Below are 22,792 nucleotides of genomic sequence, written 5' to 3'. Positions count from 1 at the left end.
ATGAACCGGGTCGGGGCCCACGCGCCCGTCGTCGCGCTGCTGGCCGTCGTGTTCCTGCTCGCGCTGCCGCTGGGGCCGGGCGGCGAGGGCGGTGCGGGGCCGGCCGACGCGGTGTCCGCGCTGGTCGTGCTGTTCTGTGTGGTCCGTCTCGTCCGGGAGCGGCGGCGGCCGCTGTCCCGGACGGCGGCCGTGGTGCTGGGACTCCCGGTGCTCGGTGTCGCCGTCGCCGCCATGGGGGCGGTCTCGCCGGGCGAGGGCCTGATCGGCCTCGGACGCTATCTCCAGGTCTTCGTGCTGGTCCCGGCGGCCGTGCTGCTGCTGGTCCGGGACCGGGGCGACTTCCGGGTGCTGGCCTGGTCGTTCGTGGGGCTGGCGGTGTGGCAGGGGGCGGTCGGCGTCCATCAGTACGTGACCGGGACGGGCGCCTCGTACCAGGGGCGGCCGGTCCGGGCCGTCGGCACGTTCGGGGCGCAGGACGTGATGGGGATGGCCACGGTCGTCTCCCTGGGGCTGGTGTGCGCGGTGGGGCTCGCGCTGGGCAGCGCGCCGGTGCGGCAGCGGGTCCTGGCCCTCGCCGGAGCGCTGGTCCTGCTGGTGCCGCTCGCGCTGTCGTTCAGCCGCGGGGCGTGGATCGCCACGGCGGTGACCTGCTCCGTGCAGCTCCTGCTGGGCGGGGTGCGGCGGGCGGTCGCGACCGGGGCGGTGGTGGTGGCGGCGAGTGTGATCCTGGTCGGCGGCTTCGGGGTCGGCACGGCGATGCTGCAGGAGCGGATCAGCAGCATCACGCAGGTCGCCGACGCGCCCGACCAGTCGGTGACCGACCGGTACACCATGTGGGCGGCGGCGACCGGCATGTGGGGCGAGCACCCGCTGACCGGCGTGGGCCTGAAGGGCTTCCCCGAACACCGCGACGCGCACGCCTCGCTGGCCCTCTCCGCGGGCAGCGACACCGAGGGGGCGGGCGCGGCCTTCCGCAAGCAGCCACTGCTGTCCCCCCACAACATGTACCTGCTGATCCTGGCCGAGCAGGGGCTGTTCGGCCTGCTGGCGCTCGCGGGGAGCTGGCTCGCCCTGCTGTTGTGCGGGCTGCGCGGGCTGTGGCGGACCCGGCGGACAAGCGCACCGGGCCTCGACTGCGGCCTGGTCGCCTGTGGCCTGCTGGTCTGGCAGCTGACGGACTTCGCCTACGCCGACATCGGCGGCCCGTCGACCGTGCTGACGGCGATGTGCTTCGGGCTGGTCGCCTGGTGGGGCCTGGCGGGCACGGCCACCCCGGCGGTGACCGGCCGCGGCCGGTCCGGCTCGGCCGGGCGGGACATGGCGCGGGAGGCTCCGGCGCGATGACGGTGACACCCGCACAGACGAACACCGGCGGGGGGACGGCGGTCCCCCGGCCCACGACGTCGAAGGAGCCTCCGGTCGGCGAGAGGTCGAGCATCCCCTGGCCCGCGGCCGGCGACACCAGGGCTTCGGCCCCCGGCCCCGACGCCGCTCCCGCAGCGCCGGACGCCCTTGCCCGTCCCGCGCCCACCGAACCGACACCTTCCACCCCTGCACGGCCCGTCCCCGAAGACCCCGAGGGACCGTCCACCCCCCGAGCGCCCTCCACCCCCGGCGCCCATGACGCTCCCGTCACCCGTGGGTTCCTGGCCCGGGCCACGCTCCTCACCGCGGTGCTGTCCATCGCCGGGGCCCTGCTCGGGCTCGTGCGGGATCAGGCGCTGGCGCGGATGTTCGGGGCCGGGAGCGCCACGGACGCGTTCCTCGTGGCGTGGACCGTGCCGGAGTTCGCCGCCACGCTGCTCATCGAGGACGGGCTGGCCATCGCGCTGATCCCGGCCTTCAGCATGGCCCTGGCCCGGCGGGCGCAGGGCGTCCCCGGCGACCCGGTCCGCTCACTGGTCGCCGGCACACTGCCCCGGCTGGCGCTGGCCTTCGCCGCCGTCGCCGCCCTGCTGGCCGCGTTCGCCCCGCAGGTCGTGCGGGTCCTGGCCCCGGGCCTGCCCGACCCCGCGCTCGCCGTGGACTGCACCCGGCTCACCGCCACCTGCGTTGCGACGTTCGGCCTCGCGGGGTACTGCAGCGCGGCGCTGCGCGCACACCGCCGGTTCCTCGCCCCGGCGGCCATCTACGTCGCCTACAACGCCGGCATCGTCACCACCGTCCTCGTGATGGGCCCGCGGTGGGGCGTGCGCGCGGCGGCGGCCGGGGTGGCGATCGGCGGCTGTCTGATGGTCGTGGCGCAACTGCCGGTGCTGTGGCGCCTGCTGCGGGTCCGTCCGGCGGCCGGGGCCACCGGCGCGGAGGGCGGCGGGCGTCCCATGGGGGCCGCCCTGCTCGCCGCCGTGCTGCTGTTCGCGCTGTGCAGGCAGTCCCAGGTGCTCATCGAGCGGTACCTCGGCTCCACCCTGCCCTCCGGTGCCATCTCGCATCTGAACTACGCGCAGAAGATCGCCCAGATCCCCATGACCCTGTCGCTGATGCTGTGCACGGTCACCTTCCCGTTGGTCGCACGCGCCCTGGCCGACGGGGACACCGAGCGGGCCCGCAGCCGGGTGGAGCGGGACCTGGCCCTGGTGGCGTGCGTGGTGCTGGCCGGTGCGGCCGTCGTCGTGGCCTGCGCCCCGCAGATCGTCGAACTGCTCTTCCAGCGGGGCGCGTTCACCGGCGAGGACACGGCCGCCACGGTCCGGGTGATGCGGGTGTACACCCTGGGGCTGCTCGCGCACACCCTGGTCGGCGCCCTGATCCGCTCGTACTTCTCGGCCGGCCGCGTCACCTGGTACCCGCTCGGCGCGATGGCCGTGGGTCTCGCCGTGACCGCCGGGGCCGGTGCGGCCGCGGTGGGCCCCTGGGGCGTCATGGGCATCGCCGCCGCCAACGCCGCGGGCATCACCGTCACGGCCGCCCTGCTGCTCGCCGGGATGGGCCCGCGCAGCATTCCCGTCCGCGTCCGGCGCGTGCTGGCCGGGCTGGCCAGGCCTGTGGGGGCCGCGGCGGTCGCGACCCTCGCGGGGGCGTGGGCCACGAGCCGGATCGACACGCCCGGCTCCCCCGTCCCCGCTCTCGCCGCCGGTGTGTGCACCGTCGGCGCCGTCTTCCTCCTGCTCGGCCGGGCCCTGGGCGACCAGGGCTGCGTCACCGCGCTGACCTTGCTCCGTTCCGTCTCACGAAGGCTCCTTCATGGCCGCTCCCGTTGACCTCCCGGACACCGCCCCCCGCACCAGACCCGGTCCGGCCCTGTTCGTCGCGATGTACCACTCCGTCGGCGACCCCACCGACGACCCCTACCGCATCACGGTCACGCCCGAGCGGCTGGACCGGCAGCTGCGCTGGTTCCGGCGGCGCGGGCTGCGCGGCGTGTCCATGGCCGAGCTGCTCGCGGCCCGGGCCCGGGGCAAGGGCCGTGACCTGGTCGGGCTGACCTTCGACGACGGTTACGCCGACTTCGTCACCGAGGCCCTGCCGGTTCTGCGCCGGCACGGCTGCGGCGCCACCCTGTTCGTGCTGCCGGGGCGGCTCGGCGGCGACAACGCCTGGGATCCGCTGGGCCCGCGCAAGCGGCTGCTGACCGCCGACGGCGTCCGGCAGGCGGCCGCCGAGGGCGTCGAGATCGGCTCGCACGGCCTCACGCACGTCGATCTGACCAAGGCCGACGACGTCACCCTGAGGTCGGAGACCCAGGGCAGCAGGACCGTCCTCGCCGAGCTCATGGGCGTCGCGCCGGCCGGCTTCTGCTACCCGTACGGCACGGTCGACCGGCGGGCCGTGGACGCCGTGCGGGAGGCCGGTTACGGCTACGCCTGCGCCATCGACCCGGGGCCGCTCGGCGGTCCGCACGCCCTGCCCCGGGCGCACCTCGGGCAGAACGACACCTCCGTACGGCTGTTCCTGAAGTACCGGCTGCACCGGCTGCGCCGCCGACCCGTCGAGGAGCCGCGGTGAAGGCCCTGCACATCATCACCGGCCTCGGTGTGGGCGGGGCCGAGCAGCAACTGCGGCTGCTGCTGCGGCACCTGCCCGTCGACTGCGACGTGGTGACCCTGACGAACCCGGGCGCGGTGGCCGCCGGGCTGGCCGCCGACGGGGTGCGGGTCCTCGACCTCGGCATGGCCGGCAACCGCGACCTGGGAGCGCTGCCCCGCCTGGTGCGGGTCATCCGCTCGGGCGGCTACCAGCTCGTGCACACCCATCTCTACCGGGCCTGCCTCTACGGCCGGATCGCCGCGCGCCTGGCCGGGGTGAGGGCGGTCGTGGCCACCGAACACTCCCTCGGCGACTCGCAGATGGAGGGCCGGCCGCTGAACGCCGGGGTCCGGGCCCTGTATCTGGCGGGTGAGCGGCTCGGCCGGACCACGGTCGCCGTCTCCCCCACGGTCGCCGAGCGCCTGAAGCGCTGGGGCGTGCCCGGGCCGCGGATCGAGGTCGTACCCAACGGCATCGACGTGGCCCGCTTCCGCTTCGACGCGGCCCGCCGCGAGGAGACCCGCCGCCTGCTCGGCCTGCCGGACGACGCGTACGTCATCGGCGCCATCGGCCGCCTCGCCCCCGGCAAGCGCTTCGGCACGCTGATCCGGGCGCTGGCGCAGCTCCCCGACGACCACTGGCTGCTGCTGGTCGGCGGCGGCCCGGAGGAGGACGTGCTGCGCCGCACCGCACAGGCGGCCGGGGTCGCCGGCCGGGTGCTGTTCACCGGTGAACGCCCCTGCGTCCCGGACGGCACGCCCGGCCCCGACCTGCCGTCGCTGACCTGCGCGATGGACGTGCTCGCCTCCCCGTCCCCCGAGGAGGCCTTCGGCCTGGCGATCGTGGAGGCCCTGGCCTGCGGCCTGCCGGTGCTCTACGCCTCCTGCCCGGCCCTGGAGGACCTGCCCCCGTCCGCCGCGCCCGCCGCCCGGCGCGTCACCGGCGGCCCCGACGCCTACGCCCGCGCCCTGACGGACGTCCGCGGGCAGGGCCCCGTGCCGCGTACGGCCGCGGACGCCGCCCGCCACTACTGCATCACCCGGAGCGCCGCCCGGCTCATGGACGTGTACGCCGCCGCGGTCTCCCGCCCCCTGTCCCCCTCCCTCCAGGAAGCCCGCACCTCATGACCGACACCCCCGCAAGGCAGCACCGCCCGGTCACCGCCCTCACCAAGACTCTGCCTCCCTGGTCCCTGATCGCGGCCGGGGCCGTGGCGGGCGGTCTGCTCGGCGGCACGTACGGCCTGGTCAAGACGCCGTCCTACACGGCGACCAGTTATGTCGTCGCCGTGCCGACGGCGAGGTCCGACACCGCCACCGCCCTCGGTTTCGCCCAGGTCTACGGCCGGGTCGCCCCCCAGCTCGCGGTGCTGGGCGATGCGCAGGTGTGGGCGGGCGTGCCCGTGGAGACGCTGCGGGAGAGTGTCCGGACGGCGACCTCGCCGGACGCGCCGATGGTGTCGGTCACGGCCACCTCCTCCCGCCCCGACCTGGCCGCCGACATGGCCAACGCCGTGGCCCGGGCGCTGACCCGGCACGCGGGCGACACCGAGCGGTCCACGCACGTCGAACTCCAGCAGTTCGCCCGGGCGGTGGAGCCCACCGAACCGTCGTCCGCCTCCGCCCGGGTGACGGGGCTGGTCGGCGCGAGCGCGGGCGGGCTGCTGGGCGGGCTGGCGCTGCTGGTCCGGCCGCGGCGGCCGGTCGACCGCGCCGGGCGCCCGGCGGCCGTGCCCGGCCCGGCCCTCGCCGCCGACGCCCACGGACAGCTGTGACCTGCACCGCGGAAGTCGTCACCGACGAGCGGGTGTTCGCGGGCCTGGCCGCCGAATGGCAGCGGCTGCACCGGCGGTGCGCGTCGGCCACCCCGTTCCAGAGCCACGCCTGGCTGCACTCGTGGTGGCAGTCCTACGGCGGGCGCGGGCGGCTGCGGCTGGTGCTGGTGCGGCACGACGGCGAACTCGTCGCGGCGGCGCCGCTGATGCGGGTACGGCGTCCCCTCCCGGCGCTGGTGCCGCTCGGCGGGGCGATCTCCGACTACGGGGACGTGCTGCTGGACGACGAGCACGGCGAGGAGGCGCTGGCCGTGCTCACCGGCGCGCTCGCCGCCGCCGCCCGGGCCGCGCTGATCGACCTGCGCGAGGTGCGGCCGGGCGGCGTGGCCGAGCAGGTCTACGCACGGTGGTCCGGGCCCCGCCGCCGGGTGGGCGACTCGGTGTGCCTGGAACTGCCGGCCGCGCCGATGGCCGAGCTGATCGCCCGGCTGCCGTCGAAGACCCAGCAGCGGCTGCGCGCCAAGCTGCGCAAGCTGGACACGCTCGGCGTCCAGCGCCATGTCGTCTCCCCCGGCGAGGTCGAGACGGCGCTGCTGCGGCTGCTGGAGCTGCACCGGTTGCAGTGGCAGGGGCGGAAGGTGACGCCGGAGCACCTGCGGGCGCGGTTCCGTGAGCACCTGGTGCGCTCGGTCGGGCCGATGGTGCGCTCGGGCGACGCGGTGGTCACCGAGTTCCGGCTCGACGACGAGGTGGTCGCGGTGGACCTGACGCTGCTGTCACCCCTGCTGGCGGGTGGCTACCTCTACGGCGCGCATCCCCGGCTGCGGGAACGCAAGGCTGACGTGGCGGCGATGCTGCTCGACTCCACCGCCACGCACACCAAGGACGGCACGCCCGGCACGCTGAGCCTGCTGCGCGGCAACGAGCCGTACAAGCACCACTGGCGCCCGCGGACGGTGGTGAACCAGCGGCTGCTGCTGGCCCGGCGGCGTACGGCACCGCTGCTGACGGTCGCGCTGTGCGACGCGGCCGCCCGGCGGCGGGGCAAGGAGCTGCTGCGGCGCCTGCGGGAACGCGACCGCGGCGGCGGGCCCTGACCGGGCCCGCCGCCGTCGGCCGGACGCCTGGTCCCCGGCTACGTCGTACGCGACCACCAGTCGAGGCGCAGGCACAGCTTCCCGCCGATCCAGTACTCGACCCAGTCCCCGAGCGACAGCGGCGAGCAGTTCGCCGGAGTCTCCGGGGCGGAGGGTGTGCTGGGCTGCGGGGTGGGGGTGGGCACCGAGGGCGGGGTGGGGGCCGGGGTCGAGGGGGCCGGGGTCGTGGGGGCGGGGTCCGGGTCGTCGCGGCCGAAGAGGAACGACCGGTAGATCTGGGAGGCGCGCGGGTTGTCGTCGCACTGCCACACGCCGTGCGGGCAGTAGTCCGTCAGCGTCTGGTACAGCGGTTTGTGCTCGTCCATCCACGCGAGCATGCGCTTCATGTACTCGGCGTTGTCGCCGTTGCGGAAGAGCCCCCATTCCGGGAAGGAGATGGCCTTGCCGTGGGCCTTCGCGAACTCCACGTGCTGCTGGAGTCCGTAGGGTTCCTTCACCTGTTCGTCGAACGACATTCCGCGCGGCTGGTCGTAGGCGTCCATGCCGATGATGTCGACCGTGTCGTCCCCCGGGTAGCACTGCGTCCAGGGAACGGCGTCCCGGCCGCGGCTCGGGGTGAAGTCGAACCGGAACTTCTGGCCCGGCACCGCGCGCATGGTGGTGACGATCCTGTTCCAGTACTGCTTCCAGGCCTCCGGGTCCGGTCCGCAGCGGTGGGTGTAGGTGATGCCGTTCATCTCCCAGCCGAGCACCAGGACCGTGTCCGGCACGCCCAGCTCGACCAGCCGCTCGGCGAGCCTGCGGAAGTGGTGGTCGAACCGGCCCTCCGCGGCCTGCCGCAGCAGCCGGCGCACCTCCCCGTCGGACACGCCCTCCTCGTTGCGCTCCATCATGGGCACGTTGAGGACGAGCAGCCGGTCGGACCGCTCGCGGCGCCAGTTCGCCCATACGTCGAGGAAGCCCGGCAGGCCTTCGATGTTGCTCCAGCGGTCGCCCGGCAGGTAGGTGTGCCCGACGCGCAGCTCGGCGCCGCCGAGCCAGGTGCTGAGCTGGGCCATCCGGGCCACACCGCGCGGACCGTAGTCGAGGTAGGCCCCGAAGGCCGGGACGTGCCCGGCCGGTGCGGCCGCGGTGGCGGAGGCCGAGGGCGCTGCGGAGGCCGAGGGTGCGGCGGAGGCCGTGCCCGGGGTCGTGGTGGTGGCCGGCGCGGGCGAGGCGGCCGGGACAGCGGGCGCGGCCGGTGTCGCCGCGGGGGCCGGTGGGGGCGGGTCGGCGGACCGTGCCGTCCCCGCGCCCGCGGCGACCGTGTGACCGGACGTCAGCACCGCCGTGGCGGCGAGCGCCGCCGTGACGCATGCCAGCCGCCGGGACCGTGCGCGTCGCTGCTGTGTGGCCATGGCCGCCCCTTTCGTTCGTCTCCGCTTACTGACACCCAGTCATATGAAGCGCATTCACGCCACCGTCGGTGAGGCTTTCGAGTGGTCCGCTCCCCCGCACCGGTGACCCAGTTCGAAGGAAAGGCCCGTGTCCATGCTCGACATTCGCGTCCCCGCGGTTGTGCTGCGGATCGACCGCAACCCCTTTCACCACGGAACGCTCGGAGCCGTGCGCTCGCTCGGCAGGGCGGGCGTGGAGGTGCACGTGGTCGCCGACTGCGCGGGAAGCCCCGTACGGCGTTCCCGTTTCGTGCGCGCGCTGCACGCGCCGCCGCCGCCCGGCTCGTCCCCGGAGGGGGTCGGGCGGGTGCTGCGCCGGGTCGCCGCCCGGGTCGGGCGTCCGGCCGTCCTGATCCCGATGGACGACGCGGGCGCCGTCGCGGTGGGCCGGCTGCGTGAGGAACTGGCGCCCCTGTTCCTGCTGCCCGTCACGCCCGGCGCGCTGCCCGAACGTGTCGCCGACAAGGCGGAACTGGCCGGTGTGTGCGCCTCGCTGGACATGGCGCACCCGCAGACGCTCGTCCCGGACAGCGCGGTGCAGGCGGTCTCGGCCGTCTCGAAGCTGGGGCTGCCGGCGGTGGCGAAGTGGAGCAGGCCGTGGCTGGTGCCGGCGGACAGCGGGCTGCGCAGCACCGTGCTGGTGCGCTCCGCACAGCAGGCGCGTGAGCTGTATGCGCGCAGCGGGGAGGCGGGCAGCCGGCTGCTGCTCCAGGCGTTCCTGCCGCCGGGCCCGGACCGTGACTGGTTCTTCCACGGGTACGCCGACCGCTCCGGGCTCGTGCGGGGCGGCGGCACCGGCAGCAAGCAGCGCGCCCGGCCGCGCGGGGCGGGGCTGACGTCGGTCGGCCGCTGGACGGCCAATCCGCAGGTGCGGGTGCTCGCCGAGCGGATCACCGGGGCGCTGGGCTACCGCGGCATTTTCGACCTTGACTTCCGGCGCTGCGGGACGACGGGCCGCTACCACCTGCTCGACTTCAACCCGCGTCCCGGGGCCCAGTTCCGGCTGTTCACCGACACCGCGGGCCTGGACGTCGTGCGGGCCCTGCACCTGGACCTGACACACCGTCCGCTGCCGGAGGGGTCGCCGCGGCCGGGGCGGGCGTTCGTGGTGGAGAACTACGCGCCGCTGAGCGCGCTGCGTCCGGCGCCGGCGGGCCGTGAGCTGGCCTGGCACGCGCCGGACGACCGGGCGCCCGGGCGGGCGATGTGGCAGCTGTGGAGCCGGCATGCCGCGGGCCGTGTGATCGACCGTCTGCGGCCGGTCGCTCCGGGCCGGTCACCCGGCTGGACTGATAAAAATACGCGTGTTTTCTAAATAGATGTCTAATTTGTTCTCATGACTCACATGAAGCGCACCGCCACGGTGCTTTCCAGCCTGGCCCTGAGTGTCGCCGTCCTCGGCGGCACCGCGACGGCCGCCGACGCCGACCTCTTCTCCGAGGGCGGCGACAAGTCGAACTCCCGGGAGTGCAACGAGCACGACAGCCTGGGCCTGACCCTGCTGGGCATCCCGCTGCTCGGGTTCTTCTTCCCGGACCAGTGCTGATCGCACAGGCTTCACGGGTGCCGGGCGCTTGCGTCCGGCACCCGCTGTGTCAGCGGTGGGAGACGGCCCGGCCCCGCCGGTAGAGCACGACGCCGCCCACGATCATCGCGGCGCTGCTGGCCGCGGCGCCGAGCAGGGCCTCGGCACCGGTCTCGGGGAGACTGGGCGGCTGCTCCTGACCACCGGGGGGCGGCGGGGGCGTGTGGTGATCACCCGGGGGTGTCTGCGGAGGAGTCGACTGGTGGCCGCCCGGCGGAGGCGTGTGCGGGGGCTCGGTCGGCGGGGTGTGCGGGGGGTTCGTCGGGGGCGTGTGCGGGGGCTGGGTCGGGGGCGTGTGCGGAGGCTTGGTCGGAGGGGTGTCGCCGTAGCCGTAGCCGCCGTCGTCCTCCCCGTAGCCGCCGTCGTCGTGGCCGTATCCCCCACCGTCGTCGTGGGAGGCCTCCCCGTCGTCCTCGCGGGATTCGTCCTCGTCGTCACCGTGGTGCCGGCCCGCGTCGTTTCCATGGGGCCGGTCTCCGCCACCCCCGCGGAACGCGTCGTCGCCGTGTCCGGAGCCGCCGGAGGAGTCGTGCCGTCCGCCTCCGTGCCGCCCGTCACCGTGACCGTCGTGCGTGTCCGCCGCGTTGGCGCAGGAGTTGCCGAAGGCCGGGTTGAGTCCGGCGACCACGTCGACGGTGTTGCCGCAGGTGTTGACCGGTACCTCGATCGGGGCCTGGACGGTGTTGCCGGACACGGCGCCCGGTGAGTCCTTCGCGACTCCGTCGGCCGACGTGTCGGCGAGAGCGGCGCCGCCGCACAGGGACAGGATGCCCGTCGCAGCCGCGGCCGCGACCATTCCCCTGCTCAGGGTCTGTCGCAATCTCGTAGTCCTCCTGCTCGTGGAAGTGGGAAAAGCCAGCCCCGGAACGAACGCCGTTGTCCCGGGGCCGGCCAAGTCGCAGCGGACGCCGCGTGCGCGTTACCGCGTCAGTCGTTCTCGCACTCGTTGCCGAACGCCGGGTTCAGGGCGGCGATGATGTCCACGGTGTTGCCGCACACGTTGATCGGGATGTGCACGGGAATCTGGACCACGTTGCCCGAGAGGACACCCGGGGAACCGACAGCGGCACCCTTGGCACCGGCGTCGGCGATGGCCGGGCTGGCCATTCCCAGAGCCATGATCGCGCCGGCGAAGACGGCAGCGCTCTTTTTCATGAGCTTTCCCTTCTCTGCGGTCATGCCCACCATGACCTGCAGCCTGCAAACGAGGAATTGACAGTTGAAGAAACTGAACAACGTAGAGGGCGGGGGAATTCACTCGATTGCCCCACGAAAACTGGACAAGGTACGGCCGGGCGGCCCGCCGAGAATTCAGCGGGCCGCCCGGGCTGCGTACAGTACGGCTCAGTCGCCGTTCGCCGACAGGACCGACAGGTCCTCCAGGATGTGGTTGAGCGCACCGTCCCGCTTGGTGTTCGTGGAGTTGTCCGCGCACTGCTGCTGGACGTGGTCCGACAGGACCGGGATGTCCTGGACCACCACGCCGATGAGAAGCGCAACGCCGACGTCGAGGTCCTGAACGGCGAGACAGGGCTTGTTGAGCGTACCGTCGACCAGCGAGAGCTGGGGGCTCATGTCGCCCTTGGTCGCCGAGTTGCCGAACGACGACGAGGCGCCGTTGCCGTTGGCGACAGACGGTCCCGAGTCGTCCCCGACGGCAAGAGCCTGGGGAGCAGCCGCCACCGACATTCCGATGACAGAAGCGGCGGCTGCCGCGGCGACCATTGCCTTCTTGAGCACTTCGCGTTCCTTTCCTCGTAGCGACGCATGTCCTACGGCCTCATCAACCGGGCTCCGGATGAATGGTTGCGGGTGTTCACCCGGTTGGCCCGCAGCGCCCCAAAGCCCTGATAATCACCGGGAACGAAGAACACACAAACTGTCCTGGCATGGGCTGACAGAGTGATGAGGAGAAACCATGCACCGCCCGGGCAGTTGACCAGAGCGCTCCGGAGGACGGGGTTTCCTCAGAAAGGACTGGTCAGTGATCAAGAAGGTTATTGCCACCGCGGCGATCGCCGCTTCCGTCATGGGAGCCTCCGCCGCCGCGGCACCGCAGGCCCTGGCTGCCGGTGACGACAGCGGGCCCACGGCCGTGAACGGCAACGGGGCCATGCAGAGCTTCGGCAACTCCTCGACGTACGGCAACATGAGCCCGCAGATGGCGCTGATCCAGGGCTCCTTCAACAAGCCGTGCATCGCCGTGAACGACCTGCCCATCGGGGTCGGCGCGCTCATCGGTATCCCGATCCAGGACATCCCGATCCTGTCGGACCACCAGCAGCAGCAGTGTGCGGAGAACTCCACCAACGCCAAGCGCGACGGTGCGCTGGCGCACCTGCTGGAGGACGTGTCGGTCCTGTCGGCGAACAGCGGCTGACGCACCGGCTCCGAAAGAGGGCGGGTCGCCGGGCGGTTGCCCGGCGGCCCGCCCTCGTGGTGTTCAGCCCTTGGCCGCGTACAGCGCTTCGACGGCGTCCGCGTACGCGGCCGTCGCCGCCTGGCGCTTGACCTTCAGGGACGGGGTCAGCAGTCCGTTCTCCTCGGTGAACTCGCCCTCGACGAGGGTGAAGGCGCGGATCGACTCGGCGCGCGAGACGGCCTCGTTGGCGTGGTCCACGGCCTTCTGGACGTAGGCGCGCAGGCGTTCGTCGTGCACGAGCTCGGACAGCGGGGTGTCGGCGGGGAGTTCGCGGACCGCGAGCCAGTGGGCGAGGGCCTCGGGGTCGAGGGTGATCAGGGCGGCGACATAGGGGCGGTTGTCGCCGACGACGAGGCACTGGCCGACCGGCGGGCGGCTGCGCAGACGGTCCTCCAGGACGGCCGGAGAGACGTTCTTGCCGCCGGTGGTGACGAGGATGTCCTTCTTGCGGCCGGTGATGGTGAGGTAGCCGTCCTCGTCGAGTGAGCCCAGGTCGCCGGTGGAGAACCAGCCGTCGTCCAGGACCTCCCCGGTCGCCTGCGGGTTGTTCCAGTAGGCGCCGAAGACGATGCCGCCCTTGATGAGGACCTCGCCGTCGTCGGCGATGCGGACGGTGGTGCCGGGTACCGGCAGGCCGACCGTGCCGGGGCGGGGATCCAGGGGCGGGACGATGGTGGCGGCGGCGGTCGTCTCGGTGAGGCCGTAGCCCTCGTAGATCAGGATGCCGGCCGCGTAGAAGAAGAGGTTGAGGTCGCGGTCGAGGGGGCTGCCGCCGCTGATGGCGTAGCGCATGCGGCCGCCCAGTTCCTTGCGGATGCGGCGGTAGACCAGCAGGTCGTACAGCGCGTGCGCGGCGCGCAGGGCGGGGCCGGGGCCCTTGCCCCTGCCCAGGAACCGGTCCATGTGGGCCGCGCCGAAGCGGACGGCGATGCGGTGGGCGCGCTCGAAGGAGGCGCCGCGGCCCAGCTTCTCGGCGGTGGCGCGGCCGGTGTCGTGGATCTTCTCGAAGAGGTACGGCACCCCGACCAGGAAGGTCGGCCGGAACGCCCTGAGGGCCGGGCGCAGTTCATTGGGCTTGATGCTCGGGAAGTGGCCGATCTCGATCCGGGCCATCAGGCAGGCGATCTGGAGGGTGCGGCCGAGGATGTGGGCGAGCGGGAGGAACAGGAGCGTCGAGGCGGTCTCGCCGGTGACCTCCTTGAACAGGGGGTGCAGCAGCTCGACCGTGTTGCCGGCCTCGGCGTGCAGGTTGGCGTGGGTGAGGACGCAGCCCTTGGGGCGGCCGGTGGTGCCGGAGGTGTAGCACAGGGTCGCGGTCGTGTCGGGGGTCAGGGCGGTGCGGCGCTTGGTGACCTCCTCGTCGGTGAGGTCGCGGCCCAGGGCGGTGAGGTCGTCGAGGGCGCCGCCGTCGAGCTGCCAGACGCGCGGGGGTTCGGGGTGGCCGGCCGTGCCGGTCAGGACCGTGCCGGCGTTCTCCGCGGTCTCGGTGACGACGTACCGGGCGCCCGAGTCGCGGACGATCCACTCCACCTGGTCGGCGGAGGAGGTGGCGTAGACCGGGACGGTCTGGCCGCCGGCGGACCAGATCGCGAAGTCCAGGACCGTCCACTCGTAGCGGGTGCGGGACATCACCGCCACGCGGCCGCCCGGTTCGAGGCCGGCCGCGATCAGGCCCTTGGCCACGGCGGTGACCTCGCGGGCGAAGGCCGCCGCCGTGACGGGTCGCCAGACGCCGTGCCGTTCGCGGCGCAGGACCACGGCGTCGGGGGCCTCGGCCGCGTTGGTGTACGGGATGTCGGCGATGCTGCCGGTCGCCGGGCGGGGTGCGAGGGGAGCCACCCGGGCCTCGCGGACGACGCCCCGCTCGTCCCTGACGGTCTCGGCCTTCGTGCGGATCGCCAGGCCGGTGCGCTGTTTCGCCCGTTGCAGATCCTTGCGTACGCCCATGACGGCTCCCGGTCGCGGATGAGGCTGACGTGCTGCCGTACTTACTTACTCCGGAGTCAACTTACTCAGAAGTAAGCACAGGTCAAGGGGCCGGGGTCACGTCAGGCGCTTCGCGGTGTCGATCGCCTCGGCGAGCGTGCGCAGTTCCTCGCTCTCCGTTCGGTCCGCCAAGTCGTGGGCGCGTTCGGCGAGTTCGCGCAGCCCCGGGGCGTCGGGCAGGGACGGCTCGTGGTGGCCGAGGGCGTCGGCGAAGTAGGCGGCCGTGGCGGTGGTCCGCAGGCCGCGGCCGGCGCTCCAGACCGAGTCGTCGAGGGCGCCGGCCTCCAGGTCGCCGGTCTCCTCGTGCGGGTCACGGGTGCGGGGGTCGAGCCAGCGGACCGTGGCGGTGGCGAGATGACCCCGGGCGCCCGCCCTGGTGCGCACGGCGTAGAGGGCGGTGACGGTGTGGCCCGGACCGACCTCGCCGCCGTCGACGCGGTCGTCGCGGAAGTCCTCGTCGTCGACCCGGCGGTTGTCGTAGCCGACGAGACGGAACTCCTCGACCGTCTCGGGGTCGAAGGCGACCTGCGCCTTGGCGTCGCGGGCGGTGAGGTCGACATGGCGCGGGAGCTGCTCGGAGAAGACCTTGCGGGCCTCGCGGGAGTCGGACACATAGGCGGTGTGGCCGTCGCCCTTGTCGGCCAGCTGCTCCATCAGGGCGTCGCCGTAGTCGCTGCCGACGCCGACGCCGAAGAGGGTGATGCCGTGCTCGCGGCGTTCACCGGCGATCCTCTCCAGAATCGTCTCCGCGTCGGTGTCGCCGGTGTTGGCGAGGGCGTCGGAGATGAGGACGACCCGGTTGGTGGCGCCCTCGCGCAGGCCCTCGACGGCCGTTTCGTAGCCGGTCTCGACGCCCGCGCCGAGGTTGGTGGAGTCCTGTACGTCCAGATCGTCGACGGCGTCCCGGATCTCGTCGCGGTTGCCGCCCAGCCGGGTCATGGGCAGGACGGTCTCGGCCTCGTCGCTGAAGGTGACGAGCGCGATCGAGTCGTCGTCGCGCAGCCGGTCCGTCATCACCGTGAGGGATTCCCGGGCGAGGTCCAGACGGCCCGGTTCGGCCATCGAGCCGGAGACGTCGATGACGAAGGTGAGGGCGGCGGGCGGGCGTTCGCCGGTGCGCCCGGCGGTGCGGGTGGCGAGGCCGACACGGACCAGCGACCAGTCCTCCTCGCCGGTGCGGGCACCGTCGACGGTGACCGAGAAACCGTCGCCGCCGGGGCGTTCGTAGTCCTGGCGGAAGCTGTTGACGAACTCCTCGGGGCGGACCGTCGAGGGGTCGGGCAGCCGGCCGTCGGCGAGGGCGCGGCGGGCGTAGTCGTAGGAGGCGGTGTCGACGTCGAGGGCGAAGGTGGAGAGGTGGCCGGCATCCTCCCGGCGGCCGTCCCGTTCGTCGGCTTCCTGGCTGTCGGCGGGTGCGTGGCGGCCCCCGTCGTAGCCGTGGCGGTCGGCTGCCTTGCTGCTCTCGCCGGTGTCGGCGCCCCCGCCGCACGCGCCGAGCAGCAGGCCGCTCGCCGCCATGAGCGCGAGCAGCGCTGTCCGTGTCCGGAACCGCTCCATCGTCCGTACCCCCGCATCCGTCGGCGTCGGCTTCTTGCGACTGTGACGGCGCAGGGGGCCACAACGTGCGTTACGGGGCGTTGCGGATGCGTCTCGAAGAGGCCACGGGACCGGCCGTCGAGACCGGGGGGTGACCCTCCGTTGACTTCGCGGACACGGCCTACGAGACGACGTCCTTGCGGGCGAAACCGCGGAAGGCCAGGGCGAACAGCACCAGCGCGTAGGTCACGGAGATCGAGGTGCCCTGGATCATGTCCGTCCACTCCAGCTGCGGCCGGACGGCGTCGAGCCAGGCGTACTGCCAGTGCGCGGGCAGGAAGTGGCGCCAGTCGCCGAGGGCCGTCACCTCGTCGAGGACGCTGCCGATGATGGTGAGGAACACCGCGCCGCCGACCGCGCCGAGCGGGGCGTCCGTGCGGGTGGACAGCCAGAACGCCAGGGCGGCGGTGACCAGTTGGGACACCATGATGTAGGCGACGACGATCAGCAGCCGCTGGGCCGCCGTACCGGTGGACAGACTGCCGCCGGTGGGCAGTTCGAGCGGGCCCCAGCCGTAGGCGGCCGTGCCGACGGCGAGGGCGACGACCGGGAGCAGGACCATCGCGGCCAGGCTCAGGGTGAGTCCGACGACGAGCTTGGACCACAGCAGCCGGGCCCGGGGCACGGGGGCCGCGAGCAGGTAGCGCAGGGAGGACCAGCTCGCCTCCGAGGCGACGGTGTCGCCGCAGAACAGGGCGACGGGGATGACGAGCAGGAAGCCGGCCGCGGAGAAGAGGTTGACCGCGGCGAAGTTGGCCCCGGACGCGGTGGCCGTGTCCATGAGGTTGATGCGGTTGTTGTTGCCGCCCGGGTCGCCGCCGACCTGGAAGGCGATGAGCAGAATGACCGGCAGGGCGACCAGGACGCCGGCCATGACCTGCGTGCGGCGCCGCTTGAGCTGGCGGACCAGCTCGACGCGCAAGGGCAGGGTGCGGCCCGCGCGGTAGCCGTCGGCGACCTCGGCGGGCGGCTCGGCGAGCGTGCTCATGCTTCGGCTCCGATCAGGGTGAGGAAGGCGTCCTCCAGGCGGCGGTGCGGGCCGACCGACGTGACCGCCACGTCCAGCCGCACGAGGTCGGCGACCAGACGCTGCGGGGTGCCGCCGGCGTCGAGCCGCACGAGCAGGCCCTCGTCGGCGCGCACGGCCGAGGCGACGCCGGGCAGGGCGGTGACCTTCTCCAGGACGGGCTCGTCCACGGGCGCGGCCGTGCCCACGAGGAGGGTGTCGCCCGAGCCGACGATGTCCGCGACCGGGCCCGCCTGGACGAGCCGGCCGTGGTCCATCACGACCAGGTGGGTGCAGGTCTGCTCGACCTCCGCGAGGAGGTGGCTGGAGGCGATGACCGTGCGGCCGGCGGCGGCGTAGCGGATCATCACCTCGCGCATCTCGCGGATCTGGGGCGGGTCCAGGCCGTTGGTGGGCTCGTCGAGGATGAGCAGGTCCGGAAGGCCGAGCATGGCCTGGGCGATGGCCAGGCGCTGGCGCATGCCCTGGGAGTAGGTGCGCACCGCGCGGGCGAGGGCGTCGCCCAGGCCCGCGATCTCCAGGGCCTCCTCCAGGTGCGCGTCCTCGGGCGGGCGGCCGGTGGCGCGCCAGTACAGCTCCAGGTTCTCGCGGCCGGACAGGTGCGGCAGGAAGCCCGCGCCCTCGACGAAGGCGCCGACCCGGGACAGGACCGGTGCGCCGGGGCCGATGGCGTGGCCGAAGACGCGGATCTCGCCGCCGTCGGGCCTGATCAGGCCCATCAGCATGCGCAGGGTGGTCGTCTTCCCGGCGCCGTTGGGGCCGAGCAGGCCGAGGACCTGACCCTGTTCCACGCGGAAGGAGAGGTCCTTGACGGCGTACCGGTCCGACGCCTTGGCGTAGCGCTTGGCCAGGTCGGTGATCTGGAGGGGGACGTCGGTCAGCGCGGGGTCCGGCGGGGCCGGGGCGGCCGTGCGGCGGCGGCCGGTGAGGAGCAGTGCCAGGGCGACGGCGGCACCGGCGAGCGGCAGCCACCACACCCACGCGGGCAGCCCGGCCCCGTTGTCGCGCTGCCCGAGCGCGGAGGGGACGTTCAGGTCGCCCTTGAGGGAGACGGTGTACGTCGCCGGGGCCGTCGGGGAGGCGTAGCCGAGGTCCGTGGAGGCGAGGACGAGGCGCAGCCGGTGCCCGTCGTCGATCTCGTGGTCGATCGCCGGGAGCGTGATGCGGACGTCCTTGCCGGCCTTGGCGCCCTCGACCCTCAGGGGCGTCACGAGCTGGGAGGGCAGCACCTGCCGGGTGCCGCCGCCCGGGCCGACGTCGTAGAGCTTGGCGAAGAGCACGGCGTCGTCGCTGGTGGACTTCACATGGACGGTCGCCGTGGGCGAGCCGGTGATCTGGAGGTCCTCGCGCTGCGGCGCCGACTCGAACGCGGCGAACTGGCCCGGGAAGTCGAGGGAGACGCCGATGCCGAGGGTGGACAGCTGGCTGAGACCGCCGGCGCCGCCGAGGCCGGGCAGGGCGGAGACACCGGGCGGGCTGGCGCCGGGCGGGTTGTCGAAGCTCTGCTCGCGGCCGGCCAGGGCGAGGGAGCGCTGCTTGGCCTCCAGGCCCGGGTAGCGGTCCGAGGTCACTCCGGTCAGGCGGGGTTCGCCGTCGCCGGAACCCGTGCCGAGGGTGCGGGTGACGCGGAAGGCGGGGCCGGTGCCGGCGCCCTTGTCGTCCTCGAGGTAGCGGTCGAACCAGTTCTTCACGCGGGCCTGGACGCGGCCGGTCTCCATGTCGCCGCCGTCGTGGCCGCCGGCGATCCAGTCGACGTCGACGGGGGCGCCGTTGGCGCGGATCGCCTTCGCTGCCCGGTCGGCCTGGCCGAGCGGGAAGAGGGAGTCGGACTGGCCCTGCGTCAGCAGGGTCGGCACCTTGATGCTCTCGCCGACCGCGGACGGCGAACGCTCCTGAAGCAGCTTGCGCGCCTCGGCGTCCGGCTCGCCCGACTCGGCGACCCGCTCGTACATGCGGCACAGCGCCGGTTCGAACTTCTCGCAGCCGCCGCCGGAGTTGACGAAGATGCCGGCCCAGAGCTTCTTGAACACGCCGTTCGGGAAGAGGGCGTCGGCGAGGTTCCAGTAGGTGATCGCCGGGGCGATGGCGTCCACGCGCTTGTCGTGCCCGGCGGTGAGCAGGGCGATGGCGCCGCCGTAGGAGCCGCCGGCCATGCCGACGCGGGGGTCGCCCTTCCGGTCGAGCTCGACCTGGGGCTGCCTCGCCAGCCAGTCGATGAGCTTCGAGACGTCGGCGACCTCGCCCCGGGGGTCGTTCAGCCCGATCTTTCCGTTCGAGGTGCCGAAGCCGCGGGCCGACCAGGTCAGGACCGCGTAGCCGTCCCGGGCGAGGTCCTCGGCCTGCTGTCGTACGTCGTTCTTGCTGCCGCCGAAGCCGTGCCCGAGCAGGACGGCGGGGCGGCGGCCGTCTCCTCCCGAGGTGAAGAAGGAGGTGTCGATGCGGATGCCGTCGCCGGTGGGCAGGGTCCGGTCTTCGCGGTGGACCGGGGGTGCGTCGTCGTCCGCGACGGCGGTCCATGTGCCCGCTCCGGCGAGCACGACGACAGCGGCCCCGGCGGCCATGAGGCGCCGGGGTCGCCGGGTCAGCCCGCGGAGTCCGGGCAGTCGAAGATCCATGCGTCAACGGTACGGGGTGAAGCTGTCGAACAGTTGTCGACCGGAGGCCGAAGTGGGGGGCCTTCCAGGGGTGTACACGGAGTCTGCGGCGTACTGCGGGTGGTGTACGGCTTCGAGTTCGGCGAGGGCTGTGCGTTGCCGGGTGCGGGTGCGTGGTGGCTGGTCGCGCAGTGCTCCGCGCCCCTAAAGGGCCTGTTCGTCCTCCGGTACCGACACCAGCCAGCGTGTTTCCCTGCGCGGGCGGAGGTAGAGGGCCCAGTACAGGGTCGCTGCCGCTGTGATGCCGCCGGTCCACAGCAGGTACGCCGGGTCCTGCTGGATCAGGATGTAGAGCAGGACCACGATCAGGAGGAGCGGGGCCGCCGGCCACAGCGGCATGCGCCAGGCCTGGGTGTGCCGGTGGGCTCCGCGCCGGGACAGCAGCGCGGCGATCGCGACCAGCAGGTACATGCCCGTCACCGAGACGCCGGTGACGCCGTAGAGGGTGTCGAGGTTGACGAAGCACAGGGCCGCGCCGGGGATGCCGACCGCGAGGGTGGAGACCCAGGGCGAGCCGAAGCGGCCGAGGCGGGAGAAGAGGGCGTTGACGGGCTCGGGCCAGGCCTTGTCGCGGGACGAGGCGAACAGCACGCGGGAGTTCTGGATGACCATGACGATGCCCGCGTTGATGATCGCCAGGGCCACGCAGAGGCTGACGAACGTGCCGACGGCGGAGTTGGACCAGGCGGTGACCATGGCGGAGATGTCCCCGCCGGTCAGGGCGGCGAGGTCCGGTGCGCCCAGGGTGATGGCCGCGACCGGGACCAGGATGATCACGGTGGAGATGGCCAGCGTGGCGAGGACCGTACGGGCCACCGAGCGGCGGGGGTTCTCCAGTTCCTCGGAGAGGTAGACGGCGGTGGAGAAGCCCTGGGTGACGAACAGGGCGATGGCCAGGCCGGAGACCACCAGGAGGGCCGCTACGGCGTCCGGGGCGCCGCTGGGGCCCGCCACCTGCATCGAGACCAGGCTGTCTGCGCCGCGCTCGGCGTGGGCGAAGCCCAGGACCGCCACCACGGCCGCGGCGATGACCTCCAGGACCAGGAAGACGCCCGTGATCCAGGCGTTGGCCCGCAGGTCGAGCAGCCCGGCCAGGGTCGCGAGGAGCATGACCGAGGCGCCCGTCCAGGACGGGTCGAGGTGCACGAGCGGGGCGAGGTAGTCGGCCGTGCCCATGGCGATGACCGGCGGGACGATCATCACCACCAGCAGGGACAGGACGAACACCAGCCAGCCCGCGAGCCGCCCGGCCATCGTCGAGACCATGGCGTACTCGCCGCCGGCGCTGGGGATGAGGGTGCCCAGCTCCGAGTAGCAGAACGCCACGGCGACGCAGAGCAGCGAGCCGATGGCGATGGTGAGGGCGGTGGCGGTGCCGAGCGAGCCGAACAGGTCGGGGACCACCACGAAGAGGGTGGAGGCGGGGGTCACGCAGGAAAGGGTCAGCAGGGTGCCGCCGACCACTCCGATGGAGCGCTTGAGCTTCCCCGGACGACTCTCCGGCGCCTGCGCGACGGCGGTCTCGACGGGGCGGAGCGTATCGGTCATGCGGCGGTTCCCTCGGCTCGGCGGTGAACGTGCCGAGCATCGAACACCGACGAAAAGCAACACGTCAATGGGTGTTTGCCTACGAAATCCGCAGCGGATAAGCGCACCGACTGTCGTTTTGAGCACAAGTGGTGGGCGGGGAAAGGGACGGGGGCGCCTGCGGTAACCGCAGGCGCCCCCGGAGAAAAAACCTCAGTGGTTGCGCGGGAAGCCCAGGTCCACGCCCGCCGGGGCGTCGGCCGGGTCGGGCCAGCGGGTGGTGACGACCTTGCCGCGGGTGTAGAAGTGCGTGCCGTCGTTGCCGTAGATGTGGTGGTCGCCGAAGAGCGAGTCTTTCCAGCCGCCGAAGGAGTGGTAGCCGACGGGGACCGGGATCGGGACGTTCACGCCGACCATGCCGGCCTCGACCTCCAGCTGGAAGCGGCGGGCCGCGCCGCCGTCCCGGGTGAAGATCGCGGTGCCGTTGCCGAACGGCGAGGCGTTGATCAGGTCCAGGGCCTCCTCGTAGGTCTCCGCGCGCAGCACGCACAGGACCGGGCCGAAGATCTCGTCCCGGTACGCCTTGGCGGACGTGGGCACCTTGTCCAGCAGCGAGATGCCGATCCAGTGGCCGTCCTCGAAGCCGTCGACCGTGTACCCGGTGCCGTCCAGGACGACCTCGCAGCCCTCGGCCGCCGCGCCCTCGACGTAGGACGCCACCTTGTCGCGGTGGACCTTGGTGATGAGCGGGCCCATCTCGGAGGCCGGGTCGTCGCCGGGGCCGATCTTGATCTTCTCGGCGCGCTCGCGGATCTTCTCCACGAGTTCGTCGCCGATCGCGCCGACGGCGACGACCGCGGAGATGGCCATGCAGCGCTCGCCGGCGGAGCCGTAGGCGGCCGAGACGGCGGCGTCGGCGGCCGCGTCGAGGTCGGCGTCCGGGAGGACCAGCATGTGGTTCTTGGCGCCGCCGAGGGCCTGGACGCGCTTGCCGTTGGCGGAGGCGGTGGTGTGGATGTAGCGGGCGATCGGGGTGGAGCCGACGAACGAGACGGCCTTGACGTCCGGGTGCTCCAGGAGGCGGTCGACGGCCACCTTGTCGCCGTGGACGACGTTGAAGACGCCGTCGGGCAGACCCGCCTCGGCGAGCAGCTCGGCGATCTTGAGGGACGCCGACGGGTCCTTCTCGGACGGCTTCAGCACGAAGGTGTTGCCGCACGCGATGGCGAGGGGGAACATCCACATCGGCACCATCGCCGGGAAGTTGAACGGGGTGATGCCCGCGACGACACCGAGCGGCTGGCGGATCGAGGAGACGTCGACGCGGCTGGCGACCTGCGTGGACAGCTCGCCCTTCAGCTGCACGCTGATGCCGCAGGCCAGGTCGACGATCTCCAGGCCGCGCGCGACCTCGCCGAGGGCGTCGGAGTGGACCTTGCCGTGCTCGGCGGTGATCAGCTCGGCGATCGCGTCCCGGTTGGCGTCCAGCAGCGCGCGGAACGCGAACAGGATCGAGGTGCGCTGGGCCAGCGAGGACTGGCCCCAGGTCAGGTAGGCCTCCTTGGCGGCGGCGACCGCCGCGTCCACCTCCTCGACCGAGGCGAACGCGACCTTCGTCGTCACCTCGCCGGTCGCCGGGTTGGTCACCGGCCCGTACGTGCCCGAGGCGCCTTCGACGGTCTTGCCGCCGATCCAGTGGTTGACGATCTTCGTCATGGCCGG

19 protein-coding genes are annotated in these 22,792 nt (G+C 73.1%); 9 read left to right on the top strand and 10 right to left on the bottom strand.

Features of this window, described 5'->3' with window-relative positions; all coding sequences use genetic code 11:
• From AC0665_RS06265 to AC0665_RS06240, 6 genes are read left to right on the top strand one after another with little or no spacing between them, the layout of a single operon-like run.
• On the top strand, positions 1-1,344 hold the full coding sequence (locus AC0665_RS06265) for an O-antigen ligase family protein (RefSeq protein ID WP_478704523.1): 1,344 nt from the start codon (positions 1-3) through the stop codon (positions 1,342-1,344).
• Complete coding sequence (gene murJ, locus AC0665_RS06260; RefSeq protein WP_478704522.1) at positions 1,341-3,200, top strand: murein biosynthesis integral membrane protein MurJ; 1,860 nt, start codon at positions 1,341-1,343, stop codon at positions 3,198-3,200. The genes AC0665_RS06265 and murJ overlap by 4 nt, the downstream gene beginning before the upstream one ends.
• On the top strand, positions 3,184-3,945 hold the full coding sequence (locus AC0665_RS06255; protein ID WP_478704521.1) for a polysaccharide deacetylase family protein: 762 nt from the start codon (positions 3,184-3,186) through the stop codon (positions 3,943-3,945). The genes murJ and AC0665_RS06255 overlap by 17 nt, the downstream gene beginning before the upstream one ends.
• Positions 3,942-5,093, top strand: coding sequence for a glycosyltransferase (locus AC0665_RS06250; protein ID WP_478602154.1), 1,152 nt, complete (start codon positions 3,942-3,944; stop codon positions 5,091-5,093). The genes AC0665_RS06255 and AC0665_RS06250 overlap by 4 nt, the downstream gene beginning before the upstream one ends.
• A complete protein-coding gene (locus AC0665_RS06245; protein WP_478602152.1) occupies positions 5,090-5,740 on the top strand; it encodes a YveK family protein in 651 nt (216 codons plus the stop codon). Before AC0665_RS06250 ends, AC0665_RS06245 begins: the two co-directional genes overlap by 4 nt.
• Positions 5,737-6,837, top strand: coding sequence for a GNAT family N-acetyltransferase (locus AC0665_RS06240; RefSeq protein WP_468409256.1), 1,101 nt, complete (start codon positions 5,737-5,739; stop codon positions 6,835-6,837). Before AC0665_RS06245 ends, AC0665_RS06240 begins: the two co-directional genes overlap by 4 nt.
• Before the next feature lie 38 nt (positions 6,838-6,875).
• Here the strand turns inward: AC0665_RS06240 and AC0665_RS06235 are convergent, their stop codons facing one another.
• On the bottom strand, positions 6,876-8,234 hold the full coding sequence (locus tag AC0665_RS06235; RefSeq protein WP_478602148.1) for a glycoside hydrolase family 26 protein: 1,359 nt from the start codon (positions 8,232-8,234) through the stop codon (positions 6,876-6,878).
• Positions 8,235-8,361: 127 nt separating this feature from the next.
• On the opposite strand from AC0665_RS06235, the gene AC0665_RS06230 reads away from it, so the two are divergent.
• On the top strand, positions 8,362-9,588 hold the full coding sequence (locus AC0665_RS06230) for a carboxylate--amine ligase (RefSeq protein WP_478704520.1): 1,227 nt from the start codon (positions 8,362-8,364) through the stop codon (positions 9,586-9,588).
• A 21-nt stretch (positions 9,589-9,609) separates the two neighbouring features.
• A complete protein-coding gene (locus AC0665_RS06225) occupies positions 9,610-9,819 on the top strand; it encodes a hypothetical protein (protein WP_468409262.1) in 210 nt (69 codons plus the stop codon).
• Between the two features lie 49 nt (positions 9,820-9,868).
• Here the strand turns inward: AC0665_RS06225 and AC0665_RS06220 are convergent, their stop codons facing one another.
• The 3 genes from AC0665_RS06220 to AC0665_RS06210 form a co-directional block, all read right to left on the bottom strand.
• On the bottom strand, positions 9,869-10,678 hold the full coding sequence (locus tag AC0665_RS06220; RefSeq protein WP_478704519.1) for a chaplin: 810 nt from the start codon (positions 10,676-10,678) through the stop codon (positions 9,869-9,871).
• Between the two features lie 107 nt (positions 10,679-10,785).
• On the bottom strand, positions 10,786-11,013 hold the full coding sequence (locus AC0665_RS06215; protein ID WP_363121883.1) for a chaplin: 228 nt from the start codon (positions 11,011-11,013) through the stop codon (positions 10,786-10,788).
• A gap of 189 nt (positions 11,014-11,202) precedes the next feature.
• The gene (locus AC0665_RS06210) at positions 11,203-11,598 is read right to left on the bottom strand and encodes a rodlin (RefSeq protein ID WP_363121863.1); all 396 of its coding nucleotides are present in this window, start codon (positions 11,596-11,598) and stop codon (positions 11,203-11,205) included.
• Positions 11,599-11,842: 244 nt separating this feature from the next.
• On the opposite strand from AC0665_RS06210, the gene AC0665_RS06205 reads away from it, so the two are divergent.
• A complete protein-coding gene (locus AC0665_RS06205; RefSeq protein ID WP_468409267.1) occupies positions 11,843-12,238 on the top strand; it encodes a rodlin in 396 nt (131 codons plus the stop codon).
• A gap of 63 nt (positions 12,239-12,301) precedes the next feature.
• Here AC0665_RS06205 and AC0665_RS06200 read toward each other — a convergent pair whose 3' ends face one another.
• The 6 genes from AC0665_RS06200 to mmsA form a co-directional block, all read right to left on the bottom strand.
• Complete coding sequence (locus tag AC0665_RS06200; protein ID WP_478704518.1) at positions 12,302-14,227, bottom strand: AMP-dependent synthetase/ligase; 1,926 nt, start codon at positions 14,225-14,227, stop codon at positions 12,302-12,304.
• A gap of 96 nt (positions 14,228-14,323) precedes the next feature.
• Positions 14,324-15,823 (bottom strand): vWA domain-containing protein, encoded by a 1,500-nt coding sequence (locus AC0665_RS06195; protein ID WP_478704517.1) that lies wholly within the window; start codon positions 15,821-15,823, stop codon positions 14,324-14,326.
• Positions 15,824-15,983: 160 nt separating this feature from the next.
• Positions 15,984-16,850 carry an ABC transporter permease gene (locus AC0665_RS06190; protein WP_468409273.1) on the bottom strand — a complete coding sequence of 289 codons (867 nt, stop codon included), beginning with the start codon at positions 16,848-16,850 and terminating at the stop codon, positions 15,984-15,986.
• The gene (locus AC0665_RS06185; RefSeq protein WP_478704516.1) at positions 16,847-19,504 is read right to left on the bottom strand and encodes a CocE/NonD family hydrolase; all 2,658 of its coding nucleotides are present in this window, start codon (positions 19,502-19,504) and stop codon (positions 16,847-16,849) included. Before AC0665_RS06185 ends, AC0665_RS06190 begins: the two co-directional genes overlap by 4 nt.
• A gap of 183 nt (positions 19,505-19,687) precedes the next feature.
• Positions 19,688-21,091 (bottom strand): APC family permease, encoded by a 1,404-nt coding sequence (locus AC0665_RS06180; protein ID WP_478704515.1) that lies wholly within the window; start codon positions 21,089-21,091, stop codon positions 19,688-19,690.
• A gap of 192 nt (positions 21,092-21,283) precedes the next feature.
• A complete protein-coding gene (mmsA, locus tag AC0665_RS06175) occupies positions 21,284-22,786 on the bottom strand; it encodes a CoA-acylating methylmalonate-semialdehyde dehydrogenase (RefSeq protein WP_468633521.1) in 1,503 nt (500 codons plus the stop codon).
• Between the last annotated feature and the right edge of the window lie 6 nt (positions 22,787-22,792).

Source organism: Streptomyces sp. NPDC043685 (assembly GCF_056436585.1).
This window is presented reverse-complemented; position numbering and strand designations above follow the sequence as displayed.